The sequence below is a fragment of the Enterobacter sp. Cy-643 genome (assembly GCF_011752815.1).
Taxonomy (GTDB): Bacteria; Pseudomonadota; Gammaproteobacteria; order Enterobacterales; family Enterobacteriaceae; genus Cedecea.
In genome coordinates this window covers 195,834-211,973 of the sequence record NZ_VWWV01000001.1, presented here as the reverse complement: position 1 = coordinate 211,973, position 16,140 = coordinate 195,834, and the positions used below count along the sequence as shown (strand labels likewise).

The following is a 16,140-nucleotide window of genomic DNA, read 5'->3' as shown; positions in this document are numbered from 1 at the left end:
CTTTTCTTAATAGATATTAAAAAAACATCAATAAATGCAGAAAATATGTTCTAACGCAATAAAATGCGAAATATAACAAAGTTTATAGCGATCGCCGGGCATCCCTGCCCGGCCTCCTCAGACGACAAACTGGCGGAACAGCGCCTTCCCTTTCAGCAAACGAACGCCCAGCCAGCCGCCGCAAAGCGACAGCAATACCGCCCCGGTCACCGGCAGCACGACCCACAGGCGCAAATCCGGCTCCCACGGGAAGTCGAACACGCGCGTTTGCAGTACGCCCAGCGCCGTTTCGGCGCCGATGGCCGCCACCAGGCCGGACACCAGCCCCAGCACGGCAAACTCGCACCACAGCGTGGTTCTGAGCAGCTTTTTGCCCGCGCCCAGCGTGCGGTAAACCACCAGCTCCTGATGACGCTGGCGCATACCTACCTGCACCTGAGCCAGCAACAGCAGCAGGCCGCAGGCGGTCACCAGCACCACCATCACCTCAAGCGCGCGGCTGACCTGCTCCAGCACCTGGCCGATTTGTTTCAGGATAGCCCCGATATCCAGCAGGCTGACGGTCGGAAACTCTCGGTTAAGCTGGGTCAGCAGGCCATTATTCCCCTCCCAGCGGAAGCTGGTCAGCCAGCTCTGCGGCTGCCCGTCCAGCGCGCCCGGCGGGAAGATAAAGTAGAAGTTTGGCCGCAGGCTTTCCCAGTCCACTTTGCGCAGGCTGGTGACCTTCGCGGTGAAGTCCTGGGTATCCCCCATAAAGGTCACGCTGTCGCCGACTTTAATGTTCAGGCGTTTCGCCACGCCGTCATCCATCGACACTTCCCCGGCCTTTGGCGGCCAGCTTCCCGCCAGGATCGGGTTATGATCGGGCTTCTGACTTTGCCAGGTCAGATTCAACTCGCGGTTCAGCGCCTCATCTGGATTGCCCTCGGTGGACTGGCTGTTAATCGCCGTCATGCGCGCCCGCACGATGGGGTAGAACGACTCCGGGATCACCTGATGGTCCGCAAGGAAGGTTTTCACCGGTTGAACCTGCTCCGGCGCAATGTTCACCAGGAAGTAGTTCGGGCTTTCCGGCGGCAGCTGCTGCTGCCATCTGTCCAGTAAATCCCCGCGCAGCACCAGCAGCAGCGCCAGCAGCATAAACGACAGCGAGAACGCCGCCAGCTGGCTGAGCGTCGCCCACGGCTGGCGCAGCAGACGGTTAACCGCCAGACGCAGGGCCAGGTTTTTCAGCGTCAGCTTTTTCAGCAGCTTCAGGACGCCCCAGCCGACGAGGCCGCACAGCGCCGCAAGCACCAGCGTGCCCGCCAGCACCGCCCAAAGCAGCGCACTGCCGCCCATTAACAACGCCAGCAATAGCACCACCACAACGCTGATGACCGGCAGATAAATTTTCAGCGGCCAGACGTTGGCCACGGCGTCACGACGCAGGACGCGCAATGGCTGAGTGGCCAGCAGCAGCCGATACGGACGCAGCCCCACCAGCACGGAGATTGTCACCATCGCGCCGATAGCCCACACCCACGGCCACAGGCTCGCAGGCGGCAGCGCGGCAGGCAGCACCGGCTTCAATAGTTGCATCAGCGCGGCCTCAAACATCAAGCCGACGGCACCTCCGGCAATGGCCGAGAGCACCAGCACCATCAGCCACTGCCCTATAATCAGCTTCCGTAGCGCCGTCCTGCCCGCCCCCAGCGTTTTCAGGATCGCCACCAGGTCATAGCGGCTGCGGCAGTAATGGCTCATCGCCACGGCAATCGCGGCCACGGCCAGCAGCAGCGTCAGCAGGGCGGAAAGCAGCAGGAACTGCTGCGAACGCTCCAGGGATTTACCCAGCGCACCTTCATCCTGCTCCATGCCGATCCAGCGCTGCTCCGGCTTCAGCTTTGGCAGCAGGTAGTTTTCATACTGCTGCAGCTGCTGCGGGGTACCACCAAACTTGTAGCGCCAGCTAATGCGGCTGCCGGGCTGCACCGCTCCGGTTTTCTCGACATCGGCCAGGTTCATCATCAGGCGCGGCGCAATCTGGAACGGGTTAAACCCGGCATCCGGCTCCTGAATTACCTGCCCGACAATACGCAGCGTGGCGTCGCCCACGTCAATGTTGTCGCCCACTTTCAGGTTAAGCAAAGCCAGCAGGCGCGGGGCAAGCAGTGCGGTGCCCGGCTCAGGCTTCAGGCCCGGCGGGCTGGTTTCCAGTTCCCCGTACATCGGATACACGCCGTCGACCGCTTTCACATCGGCCAGCTGCGGCGTGTCCCCGGCAAAGGTCATGGTGGCGAAGCTCAGCTGTTTGCCGACCTTTAAGCCATCGCTTTGGGCCTGAATCAGCCACTCGTCCGGTACGGCGCGGGCGCTGCGCAACGTCCGGTCGCCCGCCATGTATTCGCGGCTTTGCTGACTGAGCCCTTTTTCCATTCTGTCGCTGATGCTGCCCAGCGCCAGCACGCAGGCCACCGCCAGGCTAAGCGCCAGCCAGACAATCAGCAGCGAGGGAGAGCGCCACTCGCGCCAGAACCAGCGGGCTATCATGCTTCCTCCCACAGTTTGCCTTCGCGCAGCCGCAGGCGACGGTCGCAGCGTGCCGCCAGCTGTTCGTCGTGGGTAACGAGGATAAGCGTGGTGGAGAAATCACGGTTGAGGGAAAACAGCAGGTCGGCAATGCGGTCGCCGGTTTGCCTGTCGAGGTTCCCGGTGGGCTCATCGGCAAACAGCACGCCCGGCTTGCCGTTAAACGCGCGAGCCAGCGCCACGCGCTGCTGCTCCCCGCCAGATAGCTGAGCGGGCAGGTGATCGAGGCGTTTGCCTAAGCCCAGCTGTTCCAGCAGCGCTTTAGCCTGCGCCCGGCTGGCCGAACTGTTTTCGCCGCGCAGCAGCGAAGGAAGCTCCACGTTTTCCAGAGCATTAAGGGTGGGCACCAGCATAAAGGACTGAAACACAAAGCCGACGTTTTTGGCGCGCAGCGCCGCCCTGGCCTCTTCATCCATGCTGTGCAGCGGCTGCCCGCAAAGGTGAACTTCGCCGTCCGTGCCGTCATCAAGCCCGGCCAGAATCGCCAGCAGCGTGGACTTGCCCGATCCTGACTCACCAATCAGGGCGATGGTTTCGGCCGGTTTGACAACCAGCTCAACTCCGGTAAGGATGGAAAGCTCGTGTTCACCCTGACCCACGGACTTACTAAGATGATGAACTTCAACAATGTTTTCCGCTGGCATTTGCCCTTCCTGTTTCTGGCTTTGATGACTTTCCGCGCCGCGGCGGCGGACACGTTATTGATTTTAGGCGATAGCCTGAGCGCCGGTTACCGTATGGCGGCCACCAGCGCCTGGCCCGCCCTGCTGGATGCCAAATGGCAGCCGCAGGGTACAAAAGTCGTGAATGCGAGCATCAGCGGCGATACCGCGGCGCAGGGCCTGGCTCGCCTGCCGGCGCTGTTAAAACAGCACCAGCCCCGCTGGGTTTTAGTGGAGCTTGGCGGCAACGACGGCCTGCGTGGGTTCCAGCCTCAGGCGGTAGAAAAAACCCTCAACCAGGTTATCACCGACGTGAAGGCTGCCGGTGCGCAGCCGATGCTGATGCAAATTCGCCTGCCCGCCAACTACGGACGCCGCTATAATGAGGCGTTTAGCGCTATTTATCCGCAGCTTGCCAAAGCGTTTGATATTCCCCTGCTCCCGTTCTTTATGGAGGAGGTGTATCTGAAACCGCAATGGATGCAGGATGACGGCATTCACCCTAATCGGGATGCTCAGCCGTTTATCGCCGACTGGATGGCGACGCGGCTGACTCCGCTACTCTCTAAATAACCGGCACAGCCGCGTCGGATACAACGAGATAGTTAAACACGACTGATAAATAATCGGGGCGCCCTTCGGGTAAAGTTATGCAAAAATCCGTTTTAATAACAGGCTGCTCCAGCGGGATTGGCTTAGCCAGCGCGCAGGAGCTACAGAAGCTTGGCTATAACATTCTCGCCGCCTGCCGCAAACCAGCCGATGTAGAGCGCATGAATCAGCTTGGGTTTACCGGCATTGAGCTCGATCTTGACGATGCGGAAAGCGTCCAACGCGCCGCCGCCGAAGTGATTGCCATCACCGGCAACCGCCTGTACGGGCTGTTTAATAACGGTGGCTACGGTGTGTATGGCCCGCTGAACGCCATTTCCCGCGAACAGCTTGAGCAACAATTTTCCACCAACTTCTTCGGCACACACCAGCTCACCATGCTGCTGCTGCCGGCCATGCAGCCTCATCATGAAGGCCGCATCGTGATGACAAGCTCGGTGATGGGGCTGATTTCCACGCCGGGGCGCGGGGCCTACGCCGCCAGTAAATACGCGCTGGAAGCCTGGTCCGACGCGCTGCGTATGGAGCTTCGCCACAGCGGGATCAAAGTCAGCCTGATTGAGCCGGGGCCGATCCGCACCCGCTTTACCGATAATGTCAATCAAACCCAAAGCGACAAACCGGTAGAGAATCCGGGGATTGCAGCACGGTTTACCCTCGGCCCGGAGGCGGTGGTAGCGAAAGTACGCCATGCTTTTGAAAGCCCAAGGCCGAAGCTGCGCTACCCGGTCACCGTGGTGACCCACGTGATTACCGTGCTGCGCCGCCTGCTGCCAGCGTGCGCAATGGACAAAATTTTACGTCGCTGAGTTGAAGTCCTGGCCTCAGCCCCCATGTAAAAAAACAAATGCTTAACAGAGAATCGCCCATGTCCGCAGAAAACATTATCAATATTACCGAAGCGAACCTGCACCAGACGCTGGAACAGTCCATGGCTAAGCCCGTGCTGTTTTATTTCTGGTCTGCCCGCAGCCAGCATTGCGAGCAGCTCACGCCGGTCCTGGACAAACTCGCGGCCCAATACAGCGGCCAGTTTATTCTCGCCAAAGTTGACTGCGACGCCGAGCAAATGGTGGCTTCGCAGTTTGGCCTGCGCTCCATTCCTACCGTCTATCTGTTCCAGAACGGTCAGCCGGTGGACGGCTTCCAGGGCCCGCAGCCGGAAGAAGCGATTCGCGCCTTGCTCGACAAAGTGCTGCCGCGTGAAGAAGAGCTGAAAGCCCAGCAGGCCGTAGAATTAATGCAGGAAGGTAAACACGCTGAAGCCCTGCCGCTGCTGAAAGATGCGTGGCAGCTGTCTGGCCAGAACAGCGAAATTGGCCTGCTGCTGGCGGAAGTACAGATTGCCCTGAACCGCAGCGAAGACGCCGAAGCGGTGCTGAAAACCGTGCCTCTGCAGGACCAGGACACCCGCTATCAGGCGCTGGTTTCCCAGATTGAACTGCTGAAACAGGCCGCCGACACGCCGGAAATTCAGCAGCTGCAGCAGCAGGTTCAAAACGAGCCGGACAACGCCCAGCTCGCCAGCCAGCTCGCGCTGCAGCTGCATCAGGTCGGCCGGAACGAAGAAGCGCTGGAGCTGCTTTATACCCACCTTAAAAAAGACCTGGGCGCCGCTGACGGCCAGGCACGCAAAATGATGATGGAGATTCTGGCCGCGCTGGGCACCGGCGACGCGCTGGCATCCAAATATCGCCGTCAGATTTATGCGTTGATGTATTAATCAGTTAAAACGAAAAAAGGCCGGATATTCCGGCCTTTTGTTTATCGGTAAACGCGGATCCCGCCGTCCACCCCATTAGGGCTCAGCAATACCTGCCAAAGCTGAATATTCCTCGCGCGAAATGCGCCCGCACAGGCGTTCAAATAATAGCTAAACATCCTCTTGAAGCGCTCGTCATAATTACGCGAGATATTAGGCCAGCAGCGGAGGAAATTATCGTACCAGGCCATCAGCGTTCTGTCGTAATCGGCCCCGATATTGTGCCAGTCCTCCATAATAAAATGTTTTTCACTGGCGCTGGCAATGTGGCGCACCGAGGGCAAACAGCCGTTAGGGAAGATGTATTTGTTGATCCATGGATCGACGTTTAAATCCGTTTCATTCGAACCAATGGTATGCAGCAGGAACAGGCCATCAGGTTTTAAATTGCGGGCTGCAACTTCAAAATAGGTATTGTAGTTTTTTGGCCCGACGTGTTCGAACATGCCCACGGAAACAATGCGATCAAATTTGCTGTTGAGGTCGCGATAATCCTGCAGCAGGATCTCGACGTCCAAGCCCCGGCAGCGATCCTGGGCCATTTTTTGCTGTTCCGCCGAAATAGTTACGCCGACGACGGAGACGCCATATTCCTGCGCAGCATACTGCGCCAGTCCGCCCCAGCCGCAGCCGATATCCAGCAGCTTCATGCCCGCTTTGAGCTGCAGTTTTTCGCAGATCATCCGCAGCTTGTTACGCTGCGCCTCTGCCAGATTTTCCGCGTCTTTCCAGTAGCCGCAGGAATATTGCATATACGGATCGAGCATCGCGGCAAAAAGATCGTTGCCAATATCGTAATGTTCTTTGCCGACTATCCAGGCGCGTTTGCGAGACTGCAAATTAAAGACTCTGGCCCCGGCAATACGCAGCAGGTCGGAGAAATGCTTCGGCATTTTGCTGTCCAGACCGTGGCGCAAAATATGGGTAAATAAAATATCCAGCCGGTCGCAGTCCCACCAGCCATCCATATAACTTTCACCCAGGCCGAGAGAACCTTCCTGTAATATTCGCTTGAAGAAGTCTGGATTGTTCACCCGAATATCTGCCGGGCCGTTGCCGTCAATATCAATCGCCATGGGTGAAATTAATTCTTCCACAATTTTCTGCCAGCGGTTGTTATTCGCCTGATGCTGCTCAGCTATTATTGTTCCCATTGCTTCCTCACCGGGATAAGTATTCTTGCCAAATACCGCTCGCCCGATAGCGCGAGCTGCCGAAGCATTCGATACTACGCCTGCTAACACCATGCGTGAAATGAACTTACTCCATGAAAATCATTCCATTTAGGCATAATAAAAATAAAAACAGCAATTAATTCTTCTCGGGTACAGGGATGTTGCTGAATGTTTCAGGTTAAGCGGTTAGACTGAATGCAAAACAAACAGGAGGTTTTTTTAATGCTTATCGTGATCCCCGTATTAATTCTCGTGGCGCTGGTGATTGTGGCTGCCGGGGTAAAAATCGTGCCCCAGGGCTTCCAATGGACCGTTGAACGCTTTGGCCGCTACACCAAAACCCTGATGCCAGGCCTGAATCTTGTGGTGCCGTTTATGGATCGCGTGGGCCGCAAAATCAACATGATGGAACAGGTGCTCGACATCCCTTCTCAGGAAGTCATTTCCAAAGATAACGCCAACGTCGCCATTGACGCCGTGTGCTTTATTCAGGTGGTTGACGCCCCGCGCGCCGCCTATGAAGTCAGCAACCTTGAGCTGGCCATCATCAACCTGACGATGACCAACATCCGTACCGTGCTCGGCTCGATGGAGCTGGATGAAATGCTGTCCCAGCGCGACAACATCAACACCCGTCTGCTGCACATCGTCGACGAAGCCACCAACCCGTGGGGCATTAAAATCACCCGTATCGAAATCCGTGACGTGCGCCCACCGGCCGAGCTGATTGATGCGATGAACGCCCAGATGAAAGCTGAACGTACCAAGCGCGCCTATATTCTTGAGGCCGAAGGGATCCGCCAGGCGGAAATCGTCAAAGCCGAAGGTGAAAAGCAGTCGAAGATCCTGAAAGCTGAAGGTGAGCGTCAGTCTGCGTTCCTTGAGGCGGAAGCCCGCGAGCGTAGCGCTGAAGCAGAAGCCCGCGCCACGCAGATGGTGTCTGAAGCTATCGCCAAAGGGGATATTCAGGCGGTGAACTACTTCGTGGCCCAGAAATACACCGACGCGCTGCAGCAAATCGGGTCGGCCAATAACAGCAAAGTGGTGCTGATGCCGCTGGATGCCTCCAGCCTGATGGGCTCCATCGCCGGGATCAGTGAACTTATCGCCCAGAGCGGTACCGAGCGTAAAAAATGATCGACAGCATTCTCGCGCATCCGCACGTCTTCTGGCTTGCGCTTGGCGGACTGCTGCTGGCGGCGGAGATGCTCGGCGCCAGCGGCTATCTGCTGTGGAGCGGCGTCGCAGCGGTGATAACCGGCCTGCTGGTCTGGCTGCTGCCCCTTGGCTGGGAAACGCAGGGCGTCTGCTTTGCCCTGCTGACGCTGGTTGCCGCCTTTCTATGGTGGCGCTGGCTCTCAAGCCGCAGGCAGCAAATTCCGGGAGAAGTGCTGAATCAGCGCGGCCAACAGCTGGTAGGCCGTCGTTTCCGTCTCGAAACCGCGCTGGTGAACGGCCGGGGGCACGTTCGCGTGGCCGACAGCAGCTGGCCAGTCACCGCCGATGAGGATTTACCGGCGGGTTGCGAAGTTGTGGTGCTGGCCGTGGAAGGCATTACGCTCAAAATTAAAGCGGTTTAGTTTATCTCATGGCGGTGGCAGCAGCCGGAAAGATTGTCGATGATCGGGCAATCGGCGCTGTCATCGCCCGGGCAGGCTTCCGCCAGCGTCAGCAAATGCTGGCGCATATTCTGCAGTTCAACAATGTGCCGCTCGATATCCGCGACTTTTTGCAAGGTGCGGGCTTTTACGTCCGCGCTGTGCCGGGCCGGATCGTTAAACAGGCCCACCAGCTCTTTGCACTCTTCCAGATTAAATCCGACCTGACGGGCCTGGCGCAGCAGCGTCAGCTCATCCAGATGCTTTTGCGTATAGCTGCGGTAGCCGTTGTCGGCTCGAAACGGCGGCGTAACCAGCCCTTTCTCTTCGTAAAAACGAATCGCCTTGCTGGTTAGCCCGGTTTTTTTCGCCACATCGCTAATATTCATTTTTGCTCCTTGACCTTCCCCTTGATGGAAGGTTTAACCTCTTTCATAGTTAACCGAATCATCCTTTCGGTCAATATTTCACCTCACCATCATACAGGAGTCTCCTGATGTCACACATTGTGGATCTGAATCTGGATGGCCTGACCTGCGGCCATTGTGTTAAACGCGTCAAAGAGAGCCTCGAGCAGCGTGCAGACGTTGAGCAGGCTGAAGTCACCCAAACCCACGCCCGCGTTACCGGCAGCGCCACGCCGGAAGCCTTAGTGGAAACCGTCCAACAAGCGGGATACGGTGCAGAAGTCGCCAGCCACCCAAAGGCTGAACCGCTGGCAGAGTCATCAACTCCGTCGGAAGCACTGACAGCGGTCGCCCCTTCGCTTCCGGCAGCGTCTACCGACGATGACAGCCTGCAGTTGCTAATCAACGGTATGAGCTGCGCCAGCTGCGTCTCCCGGGTGCAAAATGCCTTACAAAATGTACCGGGCGTCAGCCAGGCACGGGTTAACCTTGCGGAGCGCAGCGCGCTGGTGATGGGCACCGCCTCCGCAGAATCGCTGGTCAAAGCCGTGGAAAGTGCCGGCTACGGTGCCGAAGCGATTGAAGACGATCGGAAACGCCGCGAGCGCCAGCAGGAAACGGCGAACGCCGCCATGAAACGCTTCCGCTGGCAGGCGATTGTCGCCCTCGTCGTCGGGATCCCGGTGATGATCTGGGGCATGATCGGCGACAACATGATGGTCACCGAGAGCAACCGCTCCCTGTGGCTGACCATCGGTATGATTACCCTTGCGGTGATGGTTTTTGCTGGCGGTCATTTTTATCGTAGCGCCTGGCGCAGCCTGATGAACCGCGCGGCCACCATGGACACGCTCGTCGCCCTCGGCACCGGCGCGGCCTGGCTCTATTCGATTACCGTGAATATCTGGCCGCAGCACTTCCCGATGGAAGCCCGCCACCTCTACTACGAGGCCAGCGCGATGATCATCGGCCTGATAAACCTCGGGCATATGCTTGAGCAGCGCGCGCGCCAGCGCTCTTCTAAAGCGCTTGAACGCCTGCTGGATTTAACGCCGCCAACCGCGCGAGTGGTGACGGAACAAGGCGAAAAAACTTTACCACTGGCGGAAGTTACCGCCGGAATGACGCTGCGCCTGACCACCGGCGACCGCGTGCCGGTTGACGGCGAAATCACCCAGGGCGAGGCCTGGTTCGACGAAGCAATGCTGACCGGCGAGCCGGTGCCGATGCAAAAATCGAACGGTGACGGGATTCACGCCGGTACCGTCGTGCAGGACGGCAGCGTGCTGTTCACCGCCACCGCAACCGGCAGCCACACAACGCTGTCGCGCATCATCCGCATGGTTCGCCAGGCACAAAGCAGCAAGCCGGAAATCGGCCAGCTTGCCGATAAAATTTCTGCCGTTTTTGTGCCGGTCGTTGTCGCTATCGCGCTGATTAGCGCCGCCATCTGGTACTTCGTCGGCCCTGCACCGCAAATCGTTTACACCCTGGTTATCGCCACCACGGTGCTGATTATCGCCTGCCCTTGCGCCCTGGGCCTGGCCACGCCGATGTCTATTATTTCAGGCGTAGGCCGTGCCGCAGAATTTGGCGTTCTGGTTCGTGATGCCGATGCGCTGCAGCGCGCCAGCACGCTTGATACCGTGGTCTTTGACAAAACGGGCACGCTGACAGAAGGCAAACCGCAGGTGGTTGCCGTGGAAACCCGCCCCGACGTGGATGAAATGCAGGCGATACGCCTTGCGGCCGCGCTTGAGCAGGGTTCAAGCCACCCGCTGGCCCGTGCCATTATTGAAAAAGCAGGCGGTTCAACGCTGCCCGAAGTCAGCTCGTTCCGCACTCTGCGCGGGCTGGGCGTCAGCGGTGACGTGGACGGGCACCAACTGCTGCTGGGCAACAAAGCGTTGCTCGACGAGCAGGGCGTGGACACTCAGCCGCTTGCCGACAGCATTGATGCTCAGGCTCGCCTGGGCGCAACCCCGGTGCTGCTTGCGGCAGACGGCCAGCTCATGGCGCTGCTGGCCATACGCGACCCGCTTCGCAGCGACAGCGTCAGTGCGCTCCAGCGCCTGCATCGCAACGGCTATCGCTTAGTGATGCTCACCGGCGATAACCCGGTAACCGCCAACGCTATCGCCAAAGAAGTCGGCATTGATGAGGTGATTGCGGGCGTACTGCCGGACGGCAAAGCGGACGCTATCAAACGGCTGCAACAGCAGGGTCGGCAGGTGGCGATGGTCGGCGACGGCATTAACGATGCCCCGGCGCTGGCTCAGGCCGAGGTGGGGATTGCGATGGGCGGCGGCAGCGACGTCGCCATTGAAACCGCCGCCATTACCCTGATGCGCCACAGCCTGGTGGGCGTTGCCGATGCGCTGGCTATTTCAAAAGCCACGCTGCGAAACATGAAGCAAAACCTGATGGGTGCCTTCGTGTACAACACGCTTGGCATTCCGATTGCCGCTGGCGTGCTGTACCCGCTGACCGGCACGTTGCTCAATCCGGTGGTTGCCGGTGCCGCAATGGCGCTGTCTTCCATCACCGTGGTCAGCAATGCCAACCGACTGCTGCGCTTTAAACCCAAAGAATAATCTCTTTGCGGCCTTCTTCTCCTTTTGAGCGGAAGGCCGACTTTTTACTTTCCCCTTCCAGCCCAGGGCGTTAGCATGGCTTTTTAGCCAGGGAATCGCGATATGGGTTTGTTCCAACGTCTTAGCGCACTGCTCTCCAGCCTGACAGCCTCCACTTATCCCTGGCCTGCCCTTGATATCACGCTCCCCGGCAAGCGCCATTTGCACCTCGTGGGCAGCATTCATATGGGCACCCGGGACATGGCTCCGCTCTCCGCTCGCCTGGTGGAAAAACTTCGCGCGGCAGATGCCCTGATTGTCGAGGCGGATATCCGCTCCGGCGATTCGCCGTTCAGCGAAATAGCGGAAGACATCGAACTGGAGGCGCGTCTGGCTCCGGGCGACTACCAGCATGTGCTGAGCCTGTGCAGTGAGTTAGGTATTTCGCTGAGTAGCATTGAGCACCAGCCCGCCTGGCAGGTGGCGTTGATTTTACAGGCGCATCAGGCCCAGCGGCTTGGTCTTCGCCCTGACTACGGCATTGACTATCAGCTGCTGGAAGCCGCGCAGCGCCACGGCGTGCCGGTCACCGAGCTTGAAGGCGCGCAAAGCCAGATAGATCTGCTGAAAGGGTTGCCTGAGGGTGGACTGCCGCTGCTGAACGACACGCTGGAGCACTGGCACACCAACGCCCGGCTGCTGCAGATCATGATTGGCTGGTGGCTGGAAACGCCACCGCAGCAGGGCAATATTGCGTTGCCGAACACTTTTGGCGATGCGCTGTATGACGTGTTGATGCATCAGCGAAATCGCCAGTGGCAGACGTTTCTGCAACAGCTGCCCGCCGGGCGCTATGTGGTTGCCGTCGGGGCATTGCATCTTTACGGCGAAGGTAACCTGCCAGAAATGCTGAAAAAAGGGTAAAAAAAATGGCCAATATTTCTATTGGCCCGTCAAAGAGGAATTTCATTTATTATTCTGTTTATCCCGGCTGCCGAAGCAACCGAAGCTGAATTGTCGCTCAATGTGATGGTTTACGCCATCACTATTGTGTAGCGCTATATTACTCGTCAAGTATATCACTATGATTACTATTTTGTGCGTTTTCACAACAACGAATAAAGAAGGAAACCATGACTCCCGCGGTAAAACTCCTCGAAAAAAATAAAATCAGCTTTCAAATTCATGCCTATGAGCACGATCCGCTGGAAACCAACTTTGGTGACGAAGTGGTGCGCAAACTGGGGCTGAATGCCGACCAGGTCTATAAAACGCTGCTGGTGGCGATGAATGGCGACATGAAACATCTCGCCGTGGCGGTAACGCCGGTTGCCGGGCAGCTTGACCTGAAAAAGGTCGCTAAGGCGCTGGGCGTGAAAAAAGTTGAAATGGCGGACCCAATGGTCGCGCAGCGGATCACCGGTTATCTGGTAGGCGGCATAAGTCCGCTGGGGCAGAAAAAGCGCCTGCCAACGGTGATTGATGCTCCAGCGCAGGAATTTGCCAGCATCTACATTTCAGGCGGCAAGCGCGGGCTGGATATCGAACTCGCGGCAAGCGATCTGGCGAAACTGCTGGAGGCCAGCTTCGCCGATATCGCCCGCCGCGATTAACGCTTAGTTCCAGCTGACCTCACCCTTAGGTTGGTAAGTATTTACGTCCAGCGGGGAGTTCTGTTCGATGTACTGTTTCAGGACTTCCGCGTCGACAAAACCGGTATTGACGTACCCCGGCTTTTTATCGATTTCCGGGTAACCGTCGCCGCCGGTGCCGTTGAAGCTCAGCGTGGCCATGCGGTAGGTTTTGGCCGGATCAATCGGCTGGTCTTTGATTTTCAGGTTGCTCAGCTTGCCGCCGGTTGAGGTGAAGCTGACGTTAGAGAACTGCGGGTAAGCGCCTGAGTCCGGCGTTTTCTGCGCCACCGCCGTCAGGTATTCCTCTACATCTTTACCGTTCATATCGATATAAACCACGGTGTTGCCGAACGGCTGCACTTTGAGCACATCTTTATAGGTAATGTTCCCTGCCTCGATAGAATCACGCACGCCGCCGCCGCTCATCACCGCAAAGTCCGCGCTGGTTCGCGCCATTTGTGCCGCCAGCAATACGCGCGCCAGGTTAGTCTGCACAAAGCGCACTTTGCTACGATCCCCTTCCAGATGCCCGTTCACGCTGCCCACTTTCACCTTCAGCGCGGCCTGGCCTTTGTTCTGGAACGGCGTCAGCAGGGAGAGCATCTGCTGATTTTCGGCGATTTCAGGCGTGTAAAGTACGCGCTCACTTTGCCCGTTGTCGTAGGTAATTTTCTTTTTCAGGTTGATGGGGATCAGCTGATAGTGCACCAGTTTCATCTCGCCGTTGCGGAACTCAAAATCTGCCCGCCCGACGTATTTGCCCCACTCATGCGCCTGCACAATCCAGGTGCCATTTTGCCTGTCCGGCGCGCAAGGCGTGCCCGGCACATAATCTTTCTGCTTCTGGTTTTCCTGCGCCATGCAGACCGGATCCTGTGAGTGACCACCCACAATCATCGTCAGCGCGCCTTCCGGCAGGCTTCTTGCCATTTCGACATCGCCTGGCGCATTCGAGCCGTGGTTGCCGTTATCGTAGTGGCCCATATGGGTTGCGGCGATGATCACGTCAGGCTTTTCGGTGCCCTGCAACTCCTGAATCACCAGTTTGGCTTCCTCCGCAGGCTTGCGGAATTCAATGTCGGTGAAATATTCCGGATTACCGATTTTGGCCGTGTCATCAGTGGTCAGGCCAATAACCGCCACTTTAATGCCCTGGGGTTTAAAAATCGCGTAGGGCTTAAACAGGCGCTCGCCGGTGCTTTTCTGATAAATGTTGGCGGACAGCAGCGGGAACTTCGCCCATTTTTCCTGCTGGCGCAGCACGGACAGCGGATTGTCGAATTCGTGGTTGCCGACGGCCATGGCGTCATAGCCGATCAGGCTCATGCCGCGAAAGTCCGGTTCAGCATCCTGCAGGTCAGATTCCGGCACACCGGTGTTAATGTCGCCGCCGGACAACAACAGCACGCTGCCCCCCTCTGCCGCGACTTCCTTACGCACGCTGTCTACCAGCGTTTTTTGTGCCGCCAGGCCGTACTCAGAGTATTCATTGCGCCAGAAATGGCCGTGATGATCGTTGGTGTGAAGGATCGTAATTTTATAGGTCTTGTCTTTTTCCCAGGCCAGCGCTGAAGCGCTGGTTAAACCCAATGCCACCAGCAGCGCCGTGGTTATTGTTTTAGCAGCAAACCGCATTGCAAATCTCCATGTCAAAATGTAACTGCGCAGAAATAACAGATAGCCATCAGGATAGACAGCTATCTTTTCCGAAATGCGACTTTCTTCAAATCCGCTGCGCGAGTATGTTAGCAGGGTAAGAATTTCTTCCGGGCGATTTCCTGCGTCGCCCGCTCTAAAAACAATAACCGTTCGTACAGGTAATTATGGCAAGCTCTCAAACCCTCACGCAGCCGGGTACGCCCCCGGAGCAAAAAAAAGCGCGCACCGCATTTGGGATCCTCGGCGCTATAAGCCTCTCCCACTTGCTCAACGACATGATCCAGTCGCTAATTCTGGCTATCTATCCGCTACTACAGGCTGAGTTTTCCCTGAGCTTTATGCAAATCGGGATGATAACCCTGACCTTCCAGCTCTCTTCATCGCTGCTGCAGCCGCTGGTGGGTTACTACACCGATAAATACCCGATGCCGTGGTCGCTGCCGATCGGCATGTGCTTTACCCTTTGCGGGCTGGTGCTGCTGGCGCTGGCGGGCAGTTTCCCTGCCGTTCTGGTCGCGGCGGCGCTGGTGGGCACGGGTTCGTCCGTCTTCCACCCTGAGTCCTCGCGCGTGGCGCGTATGGCATCCGGTGGCCGTCACGGGCTGGCGCAGTCGCTGTTCCAGGTGGGCGGTAACTTCGGCAGCTCTCTGGGGCCATTGCTGGCAGCTATTATTATCGCGCCTTACGGCAAGGGGAACGTGGCGTGGTTTGTGCTCGCTGCTCTGCTGGCTATCGTGGTTCTGCTGCAAATCAGCCGCTGGTACGCCGCTCAGCATAAAATCGCCAAAAGCCGCCCTGCGGTGCCGGTGGTCAACCCGCTGCCGCGCAACAAGGTTATTCTGGCAGTCTCGATTCTGTTGCTGCTGATCTTCTCTAAGTACTTTTATATGGCGAGCATCAGCAGCTACTTCACCTTCTACCTGATGCAAAAATTCGGATTATCCGTACAAAACGCCCAGATTCACCTGTTCGCTTTCCTGTTTGCCGTCGCGGCAGGCACGGTGATCGGTGGCCCCGTAGGGGATAAAATTGGCAGAAAATACGTGATTTGGGGCTCAATCCTCGGCGTGGCGCCATTTACCCTTGTTTTACCCTACGCATCACTTTACTGGACGGGCGTCCTGACGGTGATCATTGGCTTTATTTTGGCCTCCGCTTTTTCCGCCATCCTGGTGTATGCCCAGGAGCTACTTCCTGGCCGTATAGGCATGGTTTCCGGGCTGTTTTTCGGTTTTGCCTTTGGAATGGGCGGCCTGGGCGCAGCCGTGCTCGGGTTAATTGCTGACCATACCAGCATTGAGTTGGTCTATAAAATATGTGCCTTCTTACCGCTACTTGGCATTATGACAATATTCCTGCCCGATAACCGCCACAAAGCCTAGATTTTAGCGGCCAAAGTATTGCTTTGGCCGCATCCTGTCTCCATACCCTTCTGGCAGTCGCCCCAGATAACTGAGTTAAATGCTACTCAGAGCCTATTTTTTATC

The 16,140-nt window shown here is 57.5% G+C and carries 14 protein-coding genes; 9 read left to right on the top strand and 5 right to left on the bottom strand.

All coding sequences use genetic code 11. The features are described from left to right. Positions 1-117: 117 nt before the first annotated feature. Both ybbP and ybbA read right to left on the bottom strand, forming a co-directional pair. The gene (gene ybbP, locus F3J29_RS00990; protein WP_166862313.1) at positions 118-2,532 is read right to left on the bottom strand and encodes a putative ABC transporter permease subunit YbbP; all 2,415 of its coding nucleotides are present in this window, start codon (positions 2,530-2,532) and stop codon (positions 118-120) included. Next, positions 2,529-3,215, bottom strand: coding sequence for a putative ABC transporter ATP-binding protein YbbA (gene ybbA / locus F3J29_RS00985; protein ID WP_126355349.1), 687 nt, complete (start codon positions 3,213-3,215; stop codon positions 2,529-2,531). Before ybbA ends, ybbP begins: the two co-directional genes overlap by 4 nt. Here ybbA and tesA point away from each other — a divergent pair. The 3 genes from tesA to F3J29_RS00970 all read left to right on the top strand — a co-directional run bounded on the left by tesA (position 3,186) and on the right by F3J29_RS00970 (position 5,568). Next, entirely contained in the window at positions 3,186-3,806 is a 621-nt protein-coding gene (gene tesA / locus F3J29_RS00980; RefSeq protein ID WP_166864843.1) for a multifunctional acyl-CoA thioesterase I/protease I/lysophospholipase L1, read from the top strand. The genes ybbA and tesA overlap by 30 nt on opposite strands. Before the next feature lie 77 nt (positions 3,807-3,883). Next, positions 3,884-4,654 (top strand): SDR family oxidoreductase, encoded by a 771-nt coding sequence (locus F3J29_RS00975; protein ID WP_166862311.1) that lies wholly within the window; start codon positions 3,884-3,886, stop codon positions 4,652-4,654. Positions 4,655-4,713: 59 nt separating this feature from the next. After that, a complete protein-coding gene (locus F3J29_RS00970) occupies positions 4,714-5,568 on the top strand; it encodes a co-chaperone YbbN (RefSeq protein WP_039305479.1) in 855 nt (284 codons plus the stop codon). A gap of 41 nt (positions 5,569-5,609) precedes the next feature. On the opposite strand, the gene cfa is transcribed toward F3J29_RS00970, so the two are convergent. Then, entirely contained in the window at positions 5,610-6,761 is a 1,152-nt protein-coding gene (gene cfa / locus F3J29_RS00965; RefSeq protein WP_166862309.1) for a cyclopropane fatty acyl phospholipid synthase, read from the bottom strand. Between the two features lie 243 nt (positions 6,762-7,004). Between cfa and F3J29_RS00960 the strand changes: the two genes are divergently transcribed. Together F3J29_RS00960 and F3J29_RS00955 are read left to right on the top strand one after the other, a co-directional pair. Continuing rightward, positions 7,005-7,919, top strand: coding sequence for an SPFH domain-containing protein (locus tag F3J29_RS00960; protein ID WP_008460237.1), 915 nt, complete (start codon positions 7,005-7,007; stop codon positions 7,917-7,919). After that, entirely contained in the window at positions 7,916-8,362 is a 447-nt protein-coding gene (locus tag F3J29_RS00955) for an NfeD family protein (protein WP_166862307.1), read from the top strand. Before F3J29_RS00960 ends, F3J29_RS00955 begins: the two co-directional genes overlap by 4 nt. Here F3J29_RS00955 and cueR read toward each other — a convergent pair. Next, complete coding sequence (cueR, locus tag F3J29_RS00950; RefSeq protein ID WP_166862305.1) at positions 8,359-8,769, bottom strand: Cu(I)-responsive transcriptional regulator; 411 nt, start codon at positions 8,767-8,769, stop codon at positions 8,359-8,361. The genes F3J29_RS00955 and cueR overlap by 4 nt on opposite strands. A 107-nt stretch (positions 8,770-8,876) precedes the next feature. Here cueR and copA point away from each other — a divergent pair, with 107 nt between their 5' ends. The 3 genes from copA to ybaK all read left to right on the top strand — a co-directional run bounded on the left by copA (position 8,877) and on the right by ybaK (position 12,973). Continuing rightward, on the top strand, positions 8,877-11,381 hold the full coding sequence (gene copA / locus F3J29_RS00945) for a copper-exporting P-type ATPase CopA (protein WP_166862303.1): 2,505 nt from the start codon (positions 8,877-8,879) through the stop codon (positions 11,379-11,381). Positions 11,382-11,483: 102 nt separating this feature from the next. Continuing rightward, positions 11,484-12,284: a TraB/GumN family protein gene (locus F3J29_RS00940; RefSeq protein ID WP_166862301.1), complete on the top strand. Its 801-nt coding sequence runs from the start codon at positions 11,484-11,486 to the stop codon at positions 12,282-12,284. 209 nt (positions 12,285-12,493) lie between these two features. Continuing rightward, positions 12,494-12,973 carry a Cys-tRNA(Pro)/Cys-tRNA(Cys) deacylase YbaK gene (gene ybaK, locus F3J29_RS00935; RefSeq protein ID WP_166862299.1) on the top strand — a complete coding sequence of 160 codons (480 nt, stop codon included), beginning with the start codon at positions 12,494-12,496 and terminating at the stop codon, positions 12,971-12,973. 3 nt (positions 12,974-12,976) lie between these two features. On the opposite strand, the gene ushA is transcribed toward ybaK, so the two are convergent. Continuing rightward, the gene (gene ushA, locus F3J29_RS00930; protein ID WP_166862297.1) at positions 12,977-14,629 is read right to left on the bottom strand and encodes a bifunctional UDP-sugar hydrolase/5'-nucleotidase UshA; all 1,653 of its coding nucleotides are present in this window, start codon (positions 14,627-14,629) and stop codon (positions 12,977-12,979) included. Between the two features lie 188 nt (positions 14,630-14,817). Here ushA and F3J29_RS00925 point away from each other — a divergent pair, with 188 nt between their 5' ends. Then, on the top strand, positions 14,818-16,035 hold the full coding sequence (locus F3J29_RS00925) for an MFS transporter (protein ID WP_008460246.1): 1,218 nt from the start codon (positions 14,818-14,820) through the stop codon (positions 16,033-16,035). The last annotated feature ends 105 nt before the right edge of the window (positions 16,036-16,140 follow it).

Excerpts from the sequence above, each read along its gene's own strand:
- F3J29_RS00970 (WP_039305479.1), top strand. The coding sequence starts at position 4,714 with ATGTCCGCAGAAAACATTATCAATATTACCGAAGCGAACCTGCACCAG.
- F3J29_RS00925 (WP_008460246.1), top strand. The coding sequence starts at position 14,818 with ATGGCAAGCTCTCAAACCCTCACGCAGCCGGGTACGCCCCCGGAGCAA.
- copA (WP_166862303.1), top strand. The coding sequence starts at position 8,877 with ATGTCACACATTGTGGATCTGAATCTGGATGGCCTGACCTGCGGCCAT.
- F3J29_RS00960 (WP_008460237.1), top strand. The coding sequence starts at position 7,005 with ATGCTTATCGTGATCCCCGTATTAATTCTCGTGGCGCTGGTGATTGTG.
- F3J29_RS00940 (WP_166862301.1), top strand. The coding sequence starts at position 11,484 with ATGGGTTTGTTCCAACGTCTTAGCGCACTGCTCTCCAGCCTGACAGCC.
- cueR (WP_166862305.1), bottom strand. The coding sequence starts at position 8,769 with ATGAATATTAGCGATGTGGCGAAAAAAACCGGGCTAACCAGCAAGGCG.
- F3J29_RS00975 (WP_166862311.1), top strand. The coding sequence starts at position 3,884 with ATGCAAAAATCCGTTTTAATAACAGGCTGCTCCAGCGGGATTGGCTTA.
- ybaK (WP_166862299.1), top strand. The coding sequence starts at position 12,494 with ATGACTCCCGCGGTAAAACTCCTCGAAAAAAATAAAATCAGCTTTCAA.
- tesA (WP_166864843.1), top strand. The coding sequence starts at position 3,186 with ATGAACTTCAACAATGTTTTCCGCTGGCATTTGCCCTTCCTGTTTCTG.
- F3J29_RS00955 (WP_166862307.1), top strand. The coding sequence starts at position 7,916 with ATGATCGACAGCATTCTCGCGCATCCGCACGTCTTCTGGCTTGCGCTT.
- ybbA (WP_126355349.1), bottom strand. The coding sequence starts at position 3,215 with ATGCCAGCGGAAAACATTGTTGAAGTTCATCATCTTAGTAAGTCCGTG.
- ybbP (WP_166862313.1), bottom strand. The coding sequence starts at position 2,532 with ATGATAGCCCGCTGGTTCTGGCGCGAGTGGCGCTCTCCCTCGCTGCTG.
- ushA (WP_166862297.1), bottom strand. The coding sequence starts at position 14,629 with ATGCGGTTTGCTGCTAAAACAATAACCACGGCGCTGCTGGTGGCATTG.
- cfa (WP_166862309.1), bottom strand. The coding sequence starts at position 6,761 with ATGGGAACAATAATAGCTGAGCAGCATCAGGCGAATAACAACCGCTGG.